This window comes from Myceligenerans cantabricum (assembly GCF_054777735.1).
In genome coordinates this window covers 77736-97673 of record NZ_BAAHAJ010000013.1, presented here as the reverse complement: position 1 = coordinate 97673, position 19938 = coordinate 77736, and the positions used below count along the sequence as shown (strand labels likewise).

Sequence of the window (19938 nt, the reverse complement as noted above, 5' to 3'; positions counted from 1 at the left end):
AGGCATGCGCAGCCGCACGGAAGTGCTCGAGACGGCAGTGCTCGGCCTCCTCAACGAGGCCCCGTTGCACGGCTACGAGCTGCGCAAACGCCTCAGCCTGGCGCTCGGCCCGTTCCGCGCCCTGTCCTACGGGAGCCTGTACCCGGCCCTGCAGCGGCTCGCGGCGCGCGGACTGATCGTCGCGGCGCACGGCGACCAGCGACCGCCGTCGGACACGGACCCTTCGGACGCGAGGGCCCGGCAGGCCCGGCCGGCGAGGACGAGCCGTGCGGCAGCGGCGCGGCCGGCGAAGCTCGGCCGCCGCGGCCGCATCGTCTACGAGCTCACCGGCGACGGCAAGGAGCACCTGCACGGCGTCCTGACCAGCGCGGGGCCCGCCACCTGGGAGGACGAGAACTTCGACGTGCGGTTCTCGCTGTTCGGGCAGACCGACGCCGAGACGCGCCTGCGCATCCTCGAGGGACGCCGCACCCGCCTCGCCGAACGGCTGGAGGCCGCGCGGGACGCATCGGCCCGCGCCCGGAGCCGTGCCGACGAATACACACGCGAGCTCCAGCGTTTCGGCCAGGAGAAGGTGGAGCGCGAGGTCGACTGGATCGACCGGCTGATCCGTGCCGAACGCGGCCGTGTCGACGTCGCCGGCGCCCACCACCAGGACCCCAGGGAACAACCTCAGAGTAAGGAGCGAGGATGACTTCCATCCGCGTCGCGGTCGTCGGCGTAGGGAACTGTGCATCGTCCCTGATCCAGGGCGTGCACTACTACCGGGACGCCGACCCGCGGGACAAGGTCCCCGGCCTCATGCACGTCCGGCTGGGCGACTATCACGTGCGGGACCTCGAGTTCGTGGCGGCGTTCGACGTCGACGCGAAGAAGGTGGGCTTCGATCTCGCCGAGGCGATCACCGCGTCGGAGAACAACACGATCAAGATCACCGACGTGCCGCCGCTCGGAGTCACCGTGCAGCGCGGCCCGACCCTGGACGGTCTCGGCACCTACTACCAGGCGACCATCGACGAGGCCGACGGCGAGCCGGTGGACGTCGTCGCCGCGCTCCGCGAGGCCGAGGTGGACGTCCTGGTGTCCTACCTGCCGGTGGGTTCCGAGGAGGCCGACAAGTTCTACGCGCAGTGCGCCCTCGACGCCGGGGTCGCGTTCGTGAACGCGCTGCCGGTCTTCATCGCCTCCGACCCGGAGTGGGCCGCGAAGTTCGAGGCCGCGGGCGTGCCGATCGTGGGCGACGACATCAAGTCGCAGGTGGGTGCCACCATCACGCACCGCGTCCTGGCGAAGCTGTTCGAGGACCGCGGCGTCGTCCTGGACCGGACGTACCAGCTCAACGTGGGCGGCAACATGGACTTCAAGAACATGCTGCAGCGCGAGCGGCTGGAGTCGAAGAAGGTCTCCAAGACGCAGGCCGTCACGTCGAACCTGTCCGACGGGCCGCTCGCCGGCGTGAAGGACGACCGCAACGTGCACATCGGCCCGTCGGACTACATCGCCTGGCTCGACGACCGCAAGTGGGCGTACGTGCGCCTGGAGGGCCGCGCGTTCGGCGAGGTGCCGCTGAACCTGGAGTACAAGCTCGAGGTGTGGGACTCGCCGAACTCGGCGGGCATCATCATCGACGCGGTGCGCTGCGCGAAGATCGCGCTCGACCGGAAGGCCGGCGGCCCGATCCACGCGGCGTCGACGTACTTCATGAAGTCCCCGCCGGAGCAGCTGGAGGACACGGAGGGCCGCGCCCGCCTGGAGGCGTGGATCCGCGGCGACGAGGTTCACTGACCCGCTGAGCCCCGCCGGCTCCGTACGGTCGGTCTTTCTGTGAGTGATCGGCAGATTGATCTGCCGATCACTCACAGAAAGACCGACCACGGTGCCGGCCGGCCGTCGCGGAGCGGTCGGGGCCGGCCGGCCGTCGCGGCGTCAGTCGCAGAACTCCGTCAGGGCGATGTCGTGGACCACCGTCCGGCCCTTGAGGATGCGGGCGTCCTGGGCCACCGGCGGGTAGCCGTTCGCCGAGCTGAGCAGCGTCAGCCGGTTGTTCGACACCCCCATCCAGCGCGCGTAGCCGCCGGCCGGCCCGGTCACGAGCGTCACGTCGTGCTCCGTCCCGTCGATCGTGACGAACGCGCCCTCGAGCGGCCGCGTCTCGCCGTCGCACGCCGTGCCCGAGACGGTGCCGGCGATCTTCCCCCAGGTGCTCGGCGGAGTCACCGACATCGAGACCGCCACGCGCGGCGCCCGGTAGGGCGTCGCACCGTTCGCGACGACGTCGGACGTGTACGTGCCCGGCTGGTCGACCTGGCGGCTGTCCATGCCGACCTGCACCGTCGCCGACTCGCCCGGCTCCAGCGCGAACGCCGGCGGCTGCAGGTCGAGCCACGGCACGTCGACCTCGGTCGTACCGGTCACGTTGATGACCGCGTGCATGTCCGGGAAGCCGGCGTCCGCGACCTCGACCGGCTCGGTGTTGCCGCACGCCTCGCTCGCGACATAGGTCGGCGCCGTCTCCCCCTCCGCGTTCGACCCGACGAAGAAGACCGGCCCGTCCGGCACGGTGATCTCGGCCACGAGCGTGCTGCCCGCGGGCGCCGTTCCTTCCACGGGCACGTCCACCAGCGCGAGCGCCTGACCGTCGAGCGTCTCGGTGGCCGAGCCGATCTCGGTCATGTTCTCGTACCGGAGCGCACCGTCCAGCGTGTAGAGGTTGACCGTGACGTCGGCCCCCGCGTCGGAGGACTCGACGCCGAACGACACGTTCGTCACCGCGAGCTCGCCGCCGATGTCGAAGTCCTCCAGCGTGAACGTCCGCAGCACCTGCGTCGCGGACCCGACGCACGCGGCCGAGTTGTCGGGCACGATCTCCTGCGAGGCGGAGTGCGTGATCGTGGTGCCGCCGTCGCCCGCCAGGAGCGACGTCGGCGGGACCGGCGTGACCGCCGTGCCCGGCCGGTCGCCGTCCCGCTCGAAGGCGCCGTCCGACGACACCCTGGCCGCGGAAGCGTCCGTGTCCGACGACGCCGTGCCGGCCGCCGTGGCGACCTCGGTCGCCGAACCCTGGACGCCCTCGATCACGGCGCCCGAGGAGCCACCCGGCGCAGCGCCCGCCGCATCAGCCTGCGAGCCGTCCGCCGCACCACGGAGCGACCGGTCCGCCAGGATCTCGAAGTCGGACGACCCCGGAAACACCTCGACGTCGGTGGCCGCCGTGCCCTCGTTCGTCACGGTGAACCGGCCCGAACCGGCGCCTCCCAGCTCCGTCTCGTCGGACACGCCGACCGGTGACACGGCGAGCATCGGCGCGGCGAGCTCGACGTCGTGCCGCGTCACCGCGTCCGCGGCCACGGCGACGGACGACTCGTCCGAGACGTACCCGTCGTCCGCCACCACGACCGTGCGGTCCCCGGCGGGCACGAACAGCGAGTAGTAGCCCGGGCCGGTGTGCGGGCCAGGCGGGTCGACGGTCTGCACGCCGTCGTCCGGGGCCTCCGCGTCGGACACGCTCGCGCCGACCACGCCGTCACCGGTGTTGCCGTCGACGACCTGGCCCGCGACGAGCCCGCCGTCCACGGGCGCGCAGGTGCCGAAGCCGACGTCGTCGATCTGCCACCAGAACGCCCAGGCGCCGTCCCCGTAGTGGAACCGGACGCGGACGTCGCTCCTGCCGCCGGCATCCGGCAGGGCGACGAGCTTCGTCCCCTGCGCCGACGCGGTCTGGTGCAGCACCGTCTCCCACGTCTCGCCGCCGTCGACGGACAGGTCGACGTCGGCGAAGTCGCCGATCGCCTCGAAGGCCTGCTCGAAGCGGAGCGACGGGGCGGCCACGGCCGTGAAGTCCAGGGGCGCGCTGGTCAGCGTGGTGTCCTGGGTGCCGTCGGGTCCGTAGCCGTCGCTGTTCACCTCGGCGAACAGCCCGTCGCCGCCGGTCTGGTTGCCGACCTCGAAGGCGTCGTCGAACGTCCACACCTCGCCGGTCCCGGCGAGGTCCTCGACGGCCCAGCCCTCGGGCACGTCGCCCGACCCGAACTCCTCGACGGGGACGTCGGCGCCGCCGAACTCGTAGCCCGGTGCGACGCAGGCGTCCGCGACGGGCACCGCGGCGTCGTGCACGACGCCGTCCCCGCCGGTCTCGACGTCCTCGCGCACCGTCCGGTAGCCGTCTGCCTCGGGCGCGACGACCACGGTGTGGGTGCTGTTCGCCGGGACCTCGAACGAGTACTCGCCCGTGAACGGGTCGGACCAGGCCGCCACGTCCGAGGGAGCGCCGTCGATGGTCAGCTTCGCGCCGAGCGGCCAGCCGTGCCCCGACCCGTCGGTGACGGTGCCGGACAGCTCGGTGGTGGGTGCCCGCTCCAGCACGACGTCGTTCGTGGTGGTCTCGTCGTCGAAGACCTCGACGCCCTCGGTGGACCCGGCGAGGAACCCGAACGCCTCCACGACGACGTCGTACGAGCCGACGGGCAGCAGCATGCTGTAGGCGCCGTGCGCGTCGGTCCCGGTGGACCGGTCACCGACCGTCACGGTGGCGCCCTGCACCGGCTCGCCGCCGGCGTCGGTCACCGTGCCGGCGAGGTCGCCGGCCTCCTCGACGCCCGCGGCCTCGACCAGGGCGAGCACGTCGAGATCGCCCTCGCCGTACACGTTGTTGTTCTCCGGCGTGCCGCCGCACTCGTCGGAGGCGTGGTCGACGGCGGACGCGTTCAGCAGGTCCCGCGTGCCGTCGATGTCGCCGATCAGGCTCGGCGCCGCCGACCAGAGCAGCGCGACGGCGGCCGTGACGTGCGGAGCGGCCATCGACGTCCCCGAGAACAGCTCGTAGTCGCCACCCGGCACGGACGAACGCACGTCCTCGCCCGGCGCGGCGACGTTGGGCTGCGTCAGCCCGTCCTCACCGGGGCCGCGCGACGAGAACTCGGCGACCTCCCCGTCGGCGTTCGTCGCGCCCACCGCGTACGTGGCGACGTTGGCCCCGGGGGACGACGTCGACCCGCAGCCGGCCTCGCCGGCGTTGCCCGCCGCCCAGACGCCGAAGATCCCCGCGGCCTCCCAGGCCGCGACCTGGTCGGCGAAGAAGTCGTTGACGTCTCCCGGGATCTGGGACCCCCAGGAGTTGTTGACGACGTGCGGCCGCATCGCCGGGTTCGGGGCGCTGCCGTCGGCCCGGGTCGGAGCCAGGATCCACTCCGCGGAGGCGATCAGGTCGGCGTCCGAGCAGGAGTCGCAGCCGTTGGCGGCGATCCACTCCGCGCCCGGCGCGACGCCGGTCTGGTTCCCGCCACCGTCGTCGCCCACCATCGTGCCCGTCACGTGCGTGCCGTGCCCGGCGTTGTCGCACGGCTCGCCGTCGCAGGACCCGGAGGCGTCGAACCAGTTGTAGTCGTGGTCGACGCCACCCTCGCGCGTCCCGCGGTAGTGGGACTCGAGGGCGGGGTGGCTCAGCTCGGCGCCGGAGTCGACGGTCGAGACCGTGATGCCCTCACCGGTGAACCCGAGGTCCCAGACGGCCGGGGCGTTGACCGCCTCGACACCCCACTCGACGGCCCGGGTGCCGACCTCGCCTCCGGAGGCCCGCTCGACGGGCTCGACCGGCTCGACCGCCACCGGCTCGTGGACCCGCGCGACGGCGGGATCGGCCGCGAGGCTCTCGGCCAGGCGCAGCGAGCCGCCGGTCACGTGGATCGCGTTGCTGATCCAGTGCGGCTCGAAGTCGGCGCCCGCCGCCTCCAGCTCGTCGACGACGGCGGCCTGCGACTCCTCGGCGGTGCTCGTCAGCGCGTCGTAGACGTACCGGCCGCGCTCGTCCCAGTCGGCGATGCCCGGCGCGGCGTCGAGGTCCGCGCTGTGGGTGAAGCGGACCCAGAAGTCGTCGGACCGCTTGGCCTCGAGCCGCGTGCGGAGGGTGTCGCTGACCTTCGCCTCGGCAGCCGCCCCCGCGTCCGTCCCGGCGGCGGTCGGGGAGCCGGGCGGGTCGTCGGCGGTGCGGATGCTGGTGTCCGACCTGTCCGCCGGGGTCGCGGCGAGCGCCGGTGCGGCACTCGCCGCCGTGGCGACCATGAGGGATAGCGCTGTCGCGATCGCGGCGGCGGCTCTCCTTCCAGGCATGGTGCGGTGTCGCATGGAGCCTCCTGCGTGGAGCGCCCGTGTGACGGGCGCGTCGGGTGCGCGTCGAGCAGCGGTCATGTCACACAGTTACCAGCCGCAGCGAACTCGGCAAGGAAAGTACGTGATCTCACCGAAAGACCTACACGGTTAATCTACGATGCTATGTCCAAGATGCGGCATATCCCGGTCTTCTGCCGGCCATGTCGGGACGTCCCCGCCGGCCACGTCCCGGCCGGCGCCCCCGCGCACGACGGCGGCCCGGCCGCGCGCTGGTTGCGCACGGCCGGGCCGCCCCGGCACGTCCCCCGCGGTCGTTACAGCGCGGTGAGCGTGAAGTCGTACACGGCCGTCTGGCCGCGGACGATCGTGCCGGTCTTCGTCTGCGGGACGTACCCGTCCTTGGCGACGATCATGGCGAGCGAGTTGTTGGACACGCCCATCCAGTACTCGTAGGCACCGTTCGCGCCGGTGACGAGGGTGACGTCCTTCTCGAGACCGTCGATGTGCACGGTGGCGCCGTCGAGCGGCGCACCACCGCTGCCGGAGACCGTGCCGGCCACCTTGCCCCAGCTACCCGGCGGGTTCGCCACCAGGGTCGCCGTGACGGACGGCTCGACATAGGGCGTGTCGGCCCCCACCACCACGTCGGCGGCGTAGGTGCCCGGCTGGTCGACGGCACGCGGATCGATGGTCGCCACCACCCGCGCCGACTCACCCGGGTCGAGCACGACCGAGCCCGGCTGCGCGGAGAGCCAGGCCGCTCCGTCGTCGCCACCGCCGGCACCCGTGCTGCCGGACACGTTCATCACGACGTGCATGTCCGGCCAGCCGATCGAGTCGGTCGCGGCCGGCTCGGCGATGCCGCAGTCGTCCGCCTTGAGGTACGACGGTGCGGTCTGCCCGCCCCCGTTCGACCCGATGTAGAACAGGCCGCCCGAGTCCCGCTGGTCGGGCGTGATCACCTCGACGACCAGGGTGCCGCCGGTGATTTCACCCTCGACCGGGACGCTGACCATGGACAGCGTCTGGGCCGCGATGTCGGCGTCGGCAGAGCCGAGCTGCTCCAGGTTCGCGTAGACGAGCTCGTCGCCCACGAGCTCGTAGAGGTTGACCGTCAGCGTCTGGGCCGTCGCCTGCTCGACCCCGAACGACACCTCGGACACGGCGAACGACCCGTCGATCCCGAAGTCGCTCAGCGTGAAGGTCCGCAGGAAGCTGTTCTCGGACGTCCCGAACGCGTTGCCGCAGGACGCCGAGTTGAGCGCGACGACCTCCTGCGACGCCGAGTGGGTGATCGTCGTCTCCGCCTGCGGGAGCGAGACCGCCGGGAACGCCGAGGCGTCCGCGGCGAGCGACGAGGTGCTCAGCGCACCATCGGCCTGGTGTCCCTGGAAGTTCCCGAGGCCGGAGGACGGTGCCACGGACCCGATCTCGGTCGCCTCACCCTCGACGTGGTTGATCACGCCGCCCGAGAAGTCCTTGCCCAGGCCGAGCATGTCGAAGTCACCGCCGCCGGTGCCGACCGACACGTCGGCCGGCGCCGAGCCCTCGTTGGTGACCATGAATCCCCGGGTCGCCGCGCTTCCGCCGAGCCGCTTCTCGACGGACACCCCTTCCTTGTTCACGGTGAGCAGAGCCGCCTTGAGCTGGGCGTTCCGCGTGGACGTCCCGCCGTCCTCCGCCATGGTGACCCGCTTGGACACGGGCTCGTAGTCCGCGGCGGAGAACTCGAGGTCGTACCGCCCCAGCGCCGTGACGACCCGGTACCGGCCGTCGTCACCGGTGGTGACCGTCTCGACGGTGTCCCCGGTGCCGGTCATGCTGACCGTGGCGCCGGCGACCGGGTCCTTGGTGTTGAAGTCCTTCACGATGCCCGACAGCGTCGCCAGCGGCGGAGCGTCGTACGTGATGGACAGCCCCTCGGACAGGGCGGCGGTGTTGTACGAGTACTCGAGGCCGACGGTGCCGTCCGCGTTCTCGATGCCCACGGACGCCGAGGAGCCGGCGGCGGTGTCACCGGTGCCGTCGAGCTCGCCGTACCCGAGGACGACGTCGCCGTTCGCGAGCAGGGTGACCGAGAAGTCGAGACGGGCGTCCCGGTCGCTGTAGAGCGCGACGTCCCGGAACTCGAGGACGTACGCGTCCGTGCCGTCCACCGCGGTGGTGCCCTCGTAGAGCCCCGACTCGCCCGAGACGAAGTAGAGGTCGTCCCAGAACGGGTAGACCGCCGCGTTGGGCACCGACGCCGCCGGGATGGAGGTGTTCGCGTACACGCTGCTCGCGGCCAGGAAGTTCACGTGGCCGTTGGTGGTCACGTAGGCCGTGTCGTACGACTCGCCGTAGTAGGTGAAGTCGAACGGCAGCGAGACCGTCGTCGAGCTGTCGTCGCCGGACAGACCCGTGTCGGTGTCGCCGGTCAGGTAGTCGCCGGTCGACACCGTGCAGGAGTACCCGGCGTCGTCGACCAGCGCCTCGATGGTCACCGGCACGTCCACGTCGCCGTCGACGACGACGTCCTCCGCGAAGGACGACGCGCAGCCGCCCATCACGACCGAGAGCGGGTAGGTGCCCTCCGGCACGTCGGCGAAGGCGAACGAACCGTCCTCGTCCGTCGTGACGTCCTCGAAGTTGCTGCCCAGGCTGACCGGCGCACCCGCCACCGGGCTGCCGTCGTCGAACGCCACCGCGCCCGACACCGTGTGGGTCGGAGCGGCCTCCAGCGCGATCGAGACGCTGACGGACTCGTCCTCACCGACCGTGACCGGCTCCGGGGTCGAGGTCAGGTAGCCGAAGGCAGACGCCGACACGTCGTAGTCGCCCGAGAGCACGGTCGCCGAGAAGGCCCCGTCCGCGCCGGTGGTGACGGTGCGGTCGCGCTCGCCGTCCACCAGCACGGAGGCACCGGCGATCGGCTCCTCCGCCTCGTCGGTGACGACACCCTCGACGGTGCCGGTCCCCGCGGTGGGGGCGGCGTCGATCGCCGCGGCGATGTCGAGCTTGCCCTCGCCCCAGACGTAGTTCTCCTCGGCCGTGCCACCGCACTGCAGGTCCTCGGTGTCGATGGCCGTCTGGTCCAGGACCTCCTTGGTGCCCTCGATGTCACCGACGAGCGCCGGTGCGGCGCTCCACAGCAGCGCGACGGCACCCGCGAGGTGGGGGGTCGCCATCGACGTACCGCTGGAGCTCGAGTAGCCGCCGCCCGGGACGGACGAACGCACGTCGACACCCGGGGCCGCGATGTTCGGCGTGGTCACGCCGTTCTCACCCGGGCCACGGGAGGAGAAGCTCGCAATGTTGCCATTCACGTCATAGGCGCCCGCGGAGTACGTGTTCTCGTACTCTCCGGGGAACCGGGACGTCTCACACCCGGGGCCCTCGTTGCCCGCGGCCCACGCGCCGAAGATGCCCGAGGCGTCCCACGCGAGCGTCTCGTCGCGCATCCAACCATACGGATCGGGCGCCCCCGGCGGGATGCCCCAGGAGTTGTTGACGACGTGCGGGCGCATCGCCGGGTCCGGATCGCTCCCGTCCGCGCGGGTCGGTGCGAGGAACCACTGCGCGTCGGCGAGATAGTCGTCGCGCGTGCAGCCGGCGTTGTCGATGCAGTTCGCCGCGATCCAGGTCGCGTCGGGTGCGACGCCGACCTGGTTACCCGCTCCGTCGTCGCCCACCATCGTGCCGGTGGTGTGCGTGCCGTGCCCCTGCGTGTCGCACGGGCTGCCGCCACAGCCGCCGGGCACGTCGAACCAGTTGTAGTCGTTGTCCAGAGTGCCGTCCGCGCCCATGCCGCGGTACTTGTCCGCGAGCGCCGGGTGGCTCCCGTCGACGCCGGTGTCGAAGCTGGCCACGGTGATTCCCGCGCCGGTGTAGCCGAGGGCCCACGCGTCGGGCGCGTTGATCTCGGTGAGACCCCACTCCACGGCGGTCGTGAGCTTCTCGTCGGCCGGCTTCGTCTCGACCGGCTCGACCTTCTCCATGTCGAACTGCTCGTGGATGCTCTCGACGGCGGTGCTCGTCGCGACCGAGTCGGCCAGGTCGAGGGTGCCGTCGCTGACGTAGATCGAGTTGTTGATCCAGTAGGACTCGTAGTCGGCGCCCGCGGCGTCGAGCTGCTTGATCACGTCGGCCTGGGCGACCTCGGAGGTCTCCTGCAGGGCGTCGACGACGTACTGGCCGCGTTCGGTCCAGTCGGTGATGTCCTTGGCCGGGTCGAGGCTCGCCCGGTCGGTGAACTCGATCCAGAACGCGGCGGTCTTCGCTGATTCCAGCTGCTTGCGCGCAGCAGAGGTGAACTTCTCCTCCGGGTCGTCGGCGATCGGTGTCCGGTCGCTCGCTGACAGATCCGTGGCAAACGCTGCCGGGGCAGCGGCTGCCGCTGAAGTTGCGAGGAGCGCGAATGCCGCGGTGACGGCAATGCTCGCGCGCCGCGCAATTCTGCGACGGTGCATGGAGCCTCCATGGTTCAGCATGTCCGCCGTGTGGCGGAATGCAGAGGTAGGTCCACGGTTGTGGACCGGGGTCCACGGTCGTTCCTGCTGCTCAGGCCAACAAGGACGGGACGACGGCGAGTGCGGGTCGCGCCGGGGGCGGTTCGAGGTCAGGAGTCGGTCAATACCGGGCCAAGGTTCCGTGTCAAGGTCCGGGGCAAGACTTCACCCGGAATTTCACCCGCTGGATCGGGTGAATTCTTGCCCCTCAGTCCACAAATGGCGTGAATACGTCATGACGGCTTTCCGCCACGTGCAGAATGAAACACGAAATTAACGCCCGACGACGGTGCATGGTTGAGTGGGAACGGCAGAATGAACCGATCCCGCCGTCCAGCTCCGGACGGTGTGGCGACCGCGCGACGGCGCGCGGACGTCGGACCGTCCACCGAGAGAACGTCAGCACTCCGGAACCGCCGGCCGCATCTCGAAAGAGGCCAACGTGACACGCATCGCACCTCGCACCGGCAGCAGCGCCTACGTCGTCTGCGTCGGACTTCCCGCCGATGCCGTCGCGCAGGTGGTGGAAGCGCTCGGCGGCCGGCACGCCGTACTCGTCGTGCCAGACGGTGACAGCGCCGTCAACCTGCTCGCGCCGGACCGGCCGGCCGACTACCGCCCGACGCCGTCCCCCGGTCCCGGGTCGTACCCGGCTCCCGTGCACACCGGGCGGGTGGTCGCCTTTCCTCGCCGCGACCGGTACGGGCAGGACCCGGCGACGGCACACGCCGAGCCGTTCGCCGAGGAGGCCCCGCCGGCATCGTTCAGCGGAGCGGCACAGACCTCCGGCGGCCCGCCCACCAACCAGATCCCGGCCGTCACGGGCGGGATACCGACCGTGAGCGGCGCCTTCCCCGCCGTCCCGCCGGCGCAGCAGGACCCGATCGTGCACGGTCCGCTGACGCTGGACCGGGCCGCGCGCGAGGTCCAGGTGCAGGGCAGGGAGGTGCACCTGTCGGCCCAGGAGTTCGACCTGCTCGCCACCCTCGCGTCCCAGGCCGACCGGGTGTGGACCTTCGCCGAGCTGACCGCGCACGTGTGGGGCACCCGGTACCTCGGTGACGCCGACGCGGTCACCTCCGCGATCAAGCGGCTCCGCCGCCGGCTGCCCCGCATGCGGGGCCTGGAGGTCGCGTCGGTCCGCGGCGTCGGCTACCGCCTGCGGGTCCCGGACTGAGGACCCGCTCTGCTCACGCCCCGGTGATCAGCCAGCGGTCGCCGCGGGCGCGGAGGCCCGTCGTCAGCGCCCGGGCCGCCATGAAGACACCCGCGAAGGCCGCCCAGAGCCACGCCAGCCCTGCGGCGCCGTCGGGCGCCCAGGCGTGCACCGCGAGGGCGAACGGTCCGTACGCGACCAGGGTCAGCATGCCGGCCCATGCGAGGTAGCGGCCGTCACCGGCGCCGATGAGGACGCCGTCGAGCACGAACACCCAGCCGGCCATCGGCATCGTCACCCCGCAGACGGCGAGGCCGAGCGCGGCGGCTACCCGGACGCCGTCGTCGGACGAGAACAGCGGCGCGATCCACCAGCCGCCGGCCGCCATGACCAGCCCGATCCCCGCCCCGGCTCCGACGCCCCACTGCAGGCAGCGGCGCAGGACCGCGCGGACCCGCGCGACGTCACCCGCCCCGAGACCGTGCCCCACGAGCGCCTGCGAGGCGATGGCGAGCGCGTCGAGCGCGAAGGCGGCCAGACCCCACATGCTGCTCACGACCTGGTGCCCGGCGAGCGCCACGGCGCCGAGGCCGGTCGCGACGTAGACGGTCAGGAGGATCGCCGCCCGGAGGCTGAGGGTGCGGATCACCAGGGGGAGACCGGCGCGGGCGCCCGCGAGGATGCCGTAGCGGTGCGGTCGCAGGCTCGCGCCGCGGGCACGGGCGCCGCGTACGACGACGACGCCCAGCGCCGCGGCCATCCCGAACTGGGTGAGCATCGTGCCGAGCGCGGAGCCCGCGATCCCCAGGCCCGCCCCGTACACGAGCACGACGTTGAGGACCATGTTGCTCACGGCGCCGACGGAGGCGACGACGAGAGGGGTGCGGGTGTCGCGCAGGCCGCGAAGCACGCCGGTCGCCGCGTTCACCATGAGCATCCCGACCAGGCCGGGCGCCGCCCAGCGGAGGTAGGTGACCGCGTGGAGCGCGACGTCGCCGCGGCCACCGAGGACAGAGACGGTCCAGTCCGCGGCCGTGACCAGGACGAGGGCGAGGACCGCGCCGAGGCCGAGCGCGAGCCAGACCCCGTCGATCCCGGCCTGCAGGGCGGCGCGCTCGCGACCGGCGCCGCTGAGTCGTGCCACCTGGGCGGTGGTGGTGTAGGCGAGGAAGATGCACAGGCCGACGATCGTGAGGAGCACGTTCGACGCGAGGCTCAGCCCGGCGAGCTGGGTGGTGCCGAGGTGTCCGACGATCGCGGAGTCCGCGAGGACGAACAGCGGTTCGGCCACGAGGGCTCCGAGCGCGGGCAGGGCGAGGGCGAGGATCTCCCGGTCGATGCCGCGTCGGCGCTCGTCAGACGGGGTCGAGCCTGTGGATAACGTCTCGTCGGGTTGCTCCTGGGAAGCCGTGGTGTCTGAACTCACGGCATCGGGAGTGTTGTCATCAGGTGTCGGAGTGGCGCGACGAGACTCGCCCAAGTTTTCTTCCTCCACAGGCTGGGGGTAATGTCGTTGCAGGTCAGAGGCGGTAAACGCCTGTTATGCACAGGGGTTGTCCACAGTTGTCCACAGGCTTGTCCACCGGTGTACACAGCCCCGGGCCACTTTTCCACACCCTTGTCCACAGGTATGTCCACAGGTCGCGTTGCGGGGTGTCGCTCCGCCATGTCAGGGTCCCGGAGTACAACTGGAGCCAACGCCCCGAACGGGATGTTCACAAGGCGGCCGGTTCGACCGCGCGGAGCGCGGGTCGAGACACAGGAAGGAGGGACCGGATGTCGATCGACGAGCTCGAGGCAGGCTACTCCGGGCCCGGTCTCGACCGCACGCCCCCGCAGGACGTCGCGGCAGAGATGAGCGTGCTCGGCGGCATGCTCCTGTCGAAGGACGCCATCGCCGACGTGATCGAGCAGATCCGCGGGAACGACTTCTACCGTCCCGCGCACGAGCAGGTCTACGACGCGATCATCGACCTGTACGGGCGGGGCGAGCCGGCGGACGCCATCACCGTCGTCGCGGAGCTGAACAAGCGCGGCGAGCTGGCACGCATCGGCGGCGCGCCGTACGTGCACGACCTCATGGCGAGCGTGCCCACGGCAGCGAACGCCGGGTACTACGCGAGGATCGTGCGTGAGCGCGCGATCCTGCGGCGTCTCGTGGAGGCCGGCACGCGCATCGTCCAGATGGGCTACTCGACGGACGGTGGAGAGGTCGACGACGTCGTCAACAACGCCCAGGCCGAGGTCTACGCGGTGACCGAGCGCCGGGCGAGCGAGGACTACCTGCCGCTGTCCGAGATCATCGGGCCCACGTTCGACGAGATCGACGCCGCCCAGGGCCGTGGAGACGCCATGACCGGCGTGCCGACGGGCTACTCGGACTTCGACCGCCTCACGAACGGCCTGCACGCCGGCCAGATGATCGTGGTCGCGGCCCGCCCCGCCGTGGGCAAGAGCGTGCTGGGCATCAACGTGGCAGGTCACGCGGCCATCCATCACAACAAGGCCGCCGTCATCTTCTCGCTGGAGATGAGCCGGAACGAGATCACCATGCGTCTGCTCGCGAGCGAGGCGCGGGTGCCCCTGACACGGATGCGGTCCGGGAAGATGGACGACGGCGACTGGCAGAAGCTGGCCGCCACCATGGGCAAGATCTCGGACGCACCCCTGTTCATCGACGACTCACCGAACATGTCGCTCATGGAGATCCGGGCCAAGTGCCGGCGGCTCAAGCAGCGGCACGACCTGAAGCTCGTCGTGATCGACTACCTGCAGCTCATGTCGTCCGGCAAGCGGGTCGAGTCGCGCCAGCAGGAGGTCTCGGAGTTCTCCCGTGCTCTCAAGCTGCTCGCGAAGGAGCTCGAGGTCCCGGTCATCGCGATCTCGCAGCTCAACCGAGGCCCGGAGCAGCGCGGCGACAAGAAACCGCAGATGTCTGACCTGCGTGAGAGTGGATCGATCGAGCAGGACGCAGACGTCGTCATCCTGCTGCACCGCGAGGACGCCTACGAGAAGGAGTCCCCGCGCGCCGGTGAGGCCGACCTGATCGTGGCCAAGCACCGCAACGGTCCGACGGACGTCATCACGGTGGCGTTCCAGGGCCACTACCAACGGTTCGTCGACATGCAGGTGTAGGGACCGACAGCAGGCGCAGGGACCGACAGGAGCATCCGGCCGAGGGCGAACCGAGGAGCCAGGGTTCGCCCGTCGTCGTCGTCGATGCCAGGCGCAGCACGTGCCGAGAACGCCACGGCGGCGGAACCCCGCCGTCGCCGCGCGACCAGCGCCGGGCCGGAATAGCGTCGTCCTGTACGGTTCCCGCCGGAGCCAGCACAAGGAGGACTGACCATGGGACTCTTCGGCCGACGCGCACCGCGCACCGCGGCCCCGAGGGTGGACGACACCTCGGCGGCCGAGCACACGACGGGCACCGAGCACATGGCGGATGCCGGTCACGGGGCGTCTCGGCTGTGGGCGGACGGCTTCGGCCGCATCGGCACACGGTCGCTGCAGATCCTCGCCCTCGTCGCGGTCGTCGCCGTCTTCGGGTTCATGGGCACGCGGCTGACGCTCGTCGTGATCCCCGTCCTCATCGCACTCGTGCTGGCGGCGGCGATCTACCCGCTGGTCTCGTTCCTGCGTCGCCGCGGCCTGCCGTCGATGCTCGCGACCTGGATCGCACTCCTCACGCTGGTCGCGCTGCTGTCTGCGATCGTGTGGCTCGTGGTGCTGGCCGTGGTGGACCAGTGGGACGAGCTGCAGAGCCAAGCCCTCGACGGCTTCGACTCCCTGCAGACCTACGTCCAGAACCTGCCCTTCAACATCACCGACGAACAGATCGCGTCGGTACGCGAGTCCGCCGTGTCCCTGCTGCAGTCCGACGCCGTGGGCTCCGGTGCCATCGCGGGCGTCTCCCAGACCGCCGACTTCGTCGCGGGCTTCTTCATCATGATCGTCGTCCTCTTCTTCTTCCTGAAGGACGGCCCGGTGATGTGGGAGTTCCTGCTGCGGCCGTTCGACGGACACCGGTACGAGCGAGGACGACGCGTCGGCACCGCCACCATCAGCACGCTCGGCGGCTACGTCCGCGGGACGGCGATCGTGGCGCTCGTCGACGCGGTCGGCATCGGGGTCGGCCTCGCGATCGTCGGCGTGCCGCTCGTCGTCCCGCTGTCCGTGCTCGTCTTCCTGCTCGCCTTCATCCCCCTGGTCGGCGCCACCCTGGCCGGCATTCTCGCGGCCCTGGTCACGCTCGTCGCCGTCGGTCCGATCGAGGCGCTGATCGTGGTCGCGATCGTCGTCGCGGTGAACCAGCTCGAGGGCGACTTCCTCCAGCCGATCGTCATGGGCCGGGCCCTGCGCCTGCACCCGCTGGTCATCCTGTTCGCCCTGACGGCGGGGACGGTGCTCGTCGGCATCACCGGTGCCGTGCTCGCCGTGCCGATCGCGGCGTCGCTCTGGCGCGCCATCCAGGTGTGGGACGGGCCCGACCTCCCCGCGCGGTTCGCCCGCGAGAAGCGCCCCGAACTCACCTGAGACGCGCAGCCGCACGCACCGCACGCCGCCGCACGGGCGGCGGGCGGCGTAGCCCGTGTGTCGGGGGAGGCCTTCTCAGCCCTGCCCCGGCAAACCGTTTAGATGTTCATTGGCTGCCAGATTTATCGATACATTGACTGAATCGGCGGGCATCGTGCCCCGTGGACGCCGTCCCTGGCAGCGCGGCCGGGGACCAGCTGAAGGGAGTGACACCATGCGACACCCCACCCTGTCCCGAGGCCGGCGGGTCCTGCTGGCGGCCACGGCCGCCCTGCTCGCCATCGGCGGGCTGACAGCACCCACCTGGGCGACGCCCGGGGGCACCGCTGCGGCGGACGCCACAGCCGGCTGCGGCCAGCCACCGAGCCTCACCACCGGCAACCACACCATCACGAGCGGCGGGCAGTCCCGCACGTTCCGCCTCGACGTGCCCGACGGGTACGACCCGAACCGTGCCTACCGCCTCGTCGTGGGACTGCACTGGTGGCACGGCGCCTCTCAGGACGTGGTCAACCAGGGCTTCTACGGCCTGAAGCCCCTCGCGGGCGGAAGCACGATCTTCGTCGCCCCGCAGGGCTTCGACAATGCCTGGCCCAACAGCAACGGCCAGGACGTCACGTTCGTCGACGACGTGCTGAGCACCGTGGAGTCCGGACTCTGCGTCGACACGACCCAGCGGTTCGCGACCGGCTTCAGCTACGGCGGCGGCATGAGCAACGCCCTGGCGTGCGCACGCGCCGACGTGTTCCGGGCGGTCGCGGTCCTCAACGGCGCCGAGCTGTCGGGGTGCGCCGGCGGCACGGAGCCCGTCGCGTACCTCGGCTCCCACGGGGTCGTGGACAGCGTCCTGAACATCTCGCAGGGCCGCGCGCTGCGGGACCGCTTCCTGCAGAACAACGGGTGCCAGGCCCAGCAGGCGCCGGAGCCCGCCCCGGGCAGCGGCACCCACGTGAAGACGAGCTACACGTGTCAGGACGGCTATCCGGTCGTGTGGATCGCGAACGACAGCGACCACCAGTGGGACGCGCGAGACGGCGGGCAGTCGCAGTCGCACGTGCCCGGTGAGATCTGGCAGTTCTTCACGTCCCTGACGTCGACGGACCCGACACCGGACCCGACACCCACCCCGACCGCGACTCCGACGACCACCCCACCCCCCGCCGGCGACTGCACGGCGACCTACCGCACCGTGAATTCCTGGGCCGACGGGTTCCAGGGCGAGGTGACCGTCCAGGCAGGCTCCGCGTCCACCTCGTGGAGCGTCAGCTGGCAGCCGTCCGGCGAACGCGTGGACCAGGTATGGAACGGCACGCTCACGTCACAGGGCGACCTCCTCGTCGTGCGGAACGCCGACTGGAACGGTCAGCTCGCGGCCGGTGGCACCACGAACTTCGGCTTGCTCGGCAGCGGCAGTGCGCCGACGTCGGCCCTGACGTGCACGAGCTCCTGAGGAGATGAGCCGGCGGCCCGACCCGGGATCCGGGTCGGGCCGCCGGAGCACGCACACCGCGCACACCGCGCCTACCGCGCGGGAGCCGCTCCGTGCCGCTGCGTGCGAGCCGACTGCGTGCGAACGAGGAGGTCGCGTTCGTCGAGGCCCTTACGGGGAAGGGTCAGCCGGTCGCCCCCTCGCGGTGCAGGACGGCGTGGGCGCTCGCCTGCGGGCTGAGGTCCTTCCGGCGCAACAGCTGTGCGTTGAGCGCGACCACCACGGTGGACAGGGACATCAGGATCGCGCCGACGGACATGGGCATCACGAACCCGACAGGAGCGAGGACACCGGCGGCGAGCGGCACGGAGAACAGGTTGTACCCCGCGGCCCACCACAGGTTCTGCCGCATCTTGCGGTAGCCGGCACGGGACAGCTCGATCACCGACAGCACGGACCGCGGGTCGGAGCCGGCGAGGACGACGCCGGCCGAGGCGATCGCCACGTCCGTCCCCGCGCCGATGGCGATACCGACGTCGGCCCGGGCGAGGGCGGGGGCGTCGTTGACGCCGTCGCCGACCATCGCGACCTTCCTGCCCTCCTCCTGCAGCCGGGCGACCTGCGCCGACTTGTCCTCGGGGCGTACCTCGGACAGCACGCGGTCGATCCCGGTCTCGTCCCCCACGGCCCGGGCCACGGCCTCCGCGTCGCCCGTGATCATGACGACCTCGACGCCGAGGGCGTGCAGCGCGTCCACCGCCTCGCGGGACTCCTGGCGCACCTCGTCGGCGAGGCGGAGACCGCCGACGACGACGCCGTCGCGCAGCACGTGCAGGATGATGGCGCCCTCCGCACGCCACCGGGCAGCGGCGTCGGTCTCCTGCGCGCCCACCTCCGCGAGCAGCCTGGGCCCGCCGACGCGGACCTCGTGCCCGTCGACCGTCGCCGTGACGCCCACCGCCGGCGACGAGGAGAAACCGACCGCGCGCGCGACGTCCAGGCCGCGTTCCCCGGCCGCCCGCACGACCGCCCGGGCGAGGGGGTGCTCGCTGTCGGACTCGGCGGCGGCGGCGATCACCAGCACCGCGTCCTCGTCCAGCTCGCCCGTCACCTCGATGCCGGACACCGTCGGCTCGCCCTTCGTCAGCGTGCCCGTCTTGTCGAACAGCACGGTGTCCACGGTGCGCATGCTCTCCAGGGCGAGACGGTCCTTGACCAGCACGCCGCCGCGGGCTGCTCGTTCGGTCGCGATGGACACGACCAGGGGGATGGCCAGCCCGAGCGCGTGCGGGCAGGCGATGACCAGCACGGTCACGGTGCGCACCAGGGCATCGTCGGGCAGTCCGATCGCGGTCCACACCACGGCCGTGACCGCCGCGGCGCCGAGCGCGAACCAGAACAGCCAGGCGGCGGCCCGGTCGGCGATGCGCTGCGCCCGCGAGGACGAGCCCTGCGCGTCGCTGACCAGGCGCTGGATGCCGGCGAGGGTGGTGTCGTCGCCGATCGCCGTGATGCGTACCCGCAGTCCGGAGTCGGTGGCGACGGTCCCGGCCGTGACCTGGTCGTCGACGCCGCGCGTCACCGGGCGCGACTCCCCGGTGACCATCGACTCGTCCAGGTCGGCGCGGCCCTCGACGATCTTGCCGTCGGCGGGCACGCTCCCGCCGGGACGGACGACGACGACGTCGCCGACCTCCAGCTCGGACGGCGCGACGGTGACGACCTGGTCGCCCTCGACCTTCTCGGCCTCGTCCGGCAGGAGAGCGGCCAGGGAGTCGAGCGCCGAGGTGGTCTGCGCCAGGGAGCGCATCTCGACCCAGTGGCCCAGCAGCATGATGACGATCAGCAGCGCGAGCTCCCACCAGAACTCGAGCGTGCCGTCGAGCAGGCCGAGCCGCGCCCCCCAGGACGCCAGGAACGCGACGGAGATCCCCAGGGCGATCAGCAGCATCATGCCGGGTCGGCGGGTCCTGAGCTCGCCCGCCGCACCGGTCAGGAACGGCCGGCCGCCCCAGGCGTACATCACGGTACCGAGGACGGGGGAGATCCAGGTGGCACCGGGAGCGTCGGAGATCTCGTACCCGAGGAGCATGGCGAACGTCCCCGAGAAGGCCACGACCGGCGCGGCGAGGACCAGGTTGATCCAGAACAGCCGGCGGAAGTGCCCGACGTGGTCGCCGTGCCGTGCGTGCGAGTCGGTCATGTGCCTGTCCTCTCCGAATGCG

10 protein-coding genes are annotated in these 19938 nt (G+C 71.5%); 6 read left to right on the top strand and 4 right to left on the bottom strand.

What is annotated here, in order from left to right:
* Positions 1-4: 4 nt before the first annotated feature.
* Positions 5-694 (top strand): PadR family transcriptional regulator, encoded by a 690-nt coding sequence (locus ACYU96_RS17630; protein WP_460756457.1) that lies wholly within the window; start codon positions 5-7, stop codon positions 692-694.
* The gene (locus tag ACYU96_RS17625) at positions 691-1785 is read left to right on the top strand and encodes an inositol-3-phosphate synthase (RefSeq protein ID WP_460756454.1); all 1095 of its coding nucleotides are present in this window, start codon (positions 691-693) and stop codon (positions 1783-1785) included. The genes ACYU96_RS17630 and ACYU96_RS17625 overlap by 4 nt, the downstream gene beginning before the upstream one ends.
* 141 nt (positions 1786-1926) lie before the next feature.
* Here ACYU96_RS17625 and ACYU96_RS17620 read toward each other — a convergent pair whose 3' ends face one another.
* Both ACYU96_RS17620 and ACYU96_RS17615 read right to left on the bottom strand, forming a co-directional pair.
* The gene (locus ACYU96_RS17620; RefSeq protein ID WP_460756452.1) at positions 1927-6120 is read right to left on the bottom strand and encodes a S8 family serine peptidase; all 4194 of its coding nucleotides are present in this window, start codon (positions 6118-6120) and stop codon (positions 1927-1929) included.
* Positions 6121-6419: 299 nt separating this feature from the next.
* On the bottom strand, positions 6420-10553 hold the full coding sequence (locus tag ACYU96_RS17615) for a carboxypeptidase regulatory-like domain-containing protein (RefSeq protein ID WP_460756449.1): 4134 nt from the start codon (positions 10551-10553) through the stop codon (positions 6420-6422).
* A 481-nt stretch (positions 10554-11034) separates the two neighbouring features.
* Here ACYU96_RS17615 and ACYU96_RS17610 point away from each other — a divergent pair, with 481 nt between their 5' ends.
* The gene (locus ACYU96_RS17610; RefSeq protein WP_460756446.1) at positions 11035-11769 is read left to right on the top strand and encodes a winged helix-turn-helix domain-containing protein; all 735 of its coding nucleotides are present in this window, start codon (positions 11035-11037) and stop codon (positions 11767-11769) included.
* A 13-nt stretch (positions 11770-11782) separates the two neighbouring features.
* Here ACYU96_RS17610 and ACYU96_RS17605 read toward each other — a convergent pair whose 3' ends face one another.
* Positions 11783-13087: an MATE family efflux transporter gene (locus tag ACYU96_RS17605; protein WP_460757046.1), complete on the bottom strand. Its 1305-nt coding sequence runs from the start codon at positions 13085-13087 to the stop codon at positions 11783-11785.
* A 437-nt stretch (positions 13088-13524) separates the two neighbouring features.
* Between ACYU96_RS17605 and dnaB the strand changes: the two genes are divergently transcribed.
* The 3 genes from dnaB to ACYU96_RS17590 all read left to right on the top strand — a co-directional run bounded on the left by dnaB (position 13525) and on the right by ACYU96_RS17590 (position 17734).
* Positions 13525-14883: a replicative DNA helicase gene (gene dnaB, locus ACYU96_RS17600; RefSeq protein ID WP_460756443.1), complete on the top strand. Its 1359-nt coding sequence runs from the start codon at positions 13525-13527 to the stop codon at positions 14881-14883.
* Positions 14884-15096: 213 nt separating this feature from the next.
* Positions 15097-16284, top strand: a complete 1188-nt coding sequence (locus tag ACYU96_RS17595) for an AI-2E family transporter (RefSeq protein WP_460756441.1) — start codon at positions 15097-15099, stop codon at positions 16282-16284.
* Between the two features lie 214 nt (positions 16285-16498).
* On the top strand, positions 16499-17734 hold the full coding sequence (locus tag ACYU96_RS17590) for a CE1 family esterase (RefSeq protein WP_460756438.1): 1236 nt from the start codon (positions 16499-16501) through the stop codon (positions 17732-17734).
* 163 nt (positions 17735-17897) lie between these two features.
* Here ACYU96_RS17590 and ACYU96_RS17585 read toward each other — a convergent pair whose 3' ends face one another.
* Positions 17898-19916, bottom strand: a complete 2019-nt coding sequence (locus ACYU96_RS17585) for a heavy metal translocating P-type ATPase (protein WP_460756435.1) — start codon at positions 19914-19916, stop codon at positions 17898-17900.
* Positions 19917-19938: the final 22 nt, after the last annotated feature.

Bases quoted from the DNA above. Each gene is read 5' to 3' on its own strand.
- ACYU96_RS17630 (WP_460756457.1), top strand. From the start codon at position 5: ATGCGCAGCCGCACGGAAGTGCTCGAGACGGCAGTGCTCGGCCTCCTC.
- ACYU96_RS17625 (WP_460756454.1), top strand. From the start codon at position 691: ATGACTTCCATCCGCGTCGCGGTCGTCGGCGTAGGGAACTGTGCATCG.
- ACYU96_RS17620 (WP_460756452.1), bottom strand. From the start codon at position 6,120: ATGCGACACCGCACCATGCCTGGAAGGAGAGCCGCCGCCGCGATCGCG.
- ACYU96_RS17615 (WP_460756449.1), bottom strand. From the start codon at position 10,553: ATGCACCGTCGCAGAATTGCGCGGCGCGCGAGCATTGCCGTCACCGCG.
- dnaB (WP_460756443.1), top strand. From the start codon at position 13,525: ATGTCGATCGACGAGCTCGAGGCAGGCTACTCCGGGCCCGGTCTCGAC.
- ACYU96_RS17595 (WP_460756441.1), top strand. From the start codon at position 15,097: ATGGGACTCTTCGGCCGACGCGCACCGCGCACCGCGGCCCCGAGGGTG.
- ACYU96_RS17590 (WP_460756438.1), top strand. From the start codon at position 16,499: ATGCGACACCCCACCCTGTCCCGAGGCCGGCGGGTCCTGCTGGCGGCC.
- ACYU96_RS17585 (WP_460756435.1), bottom strand. From the start codon at position 19,916: ATGACCGACTCGCACGCACGGCACGGCGACCACGTCGGGCACTTCCGC.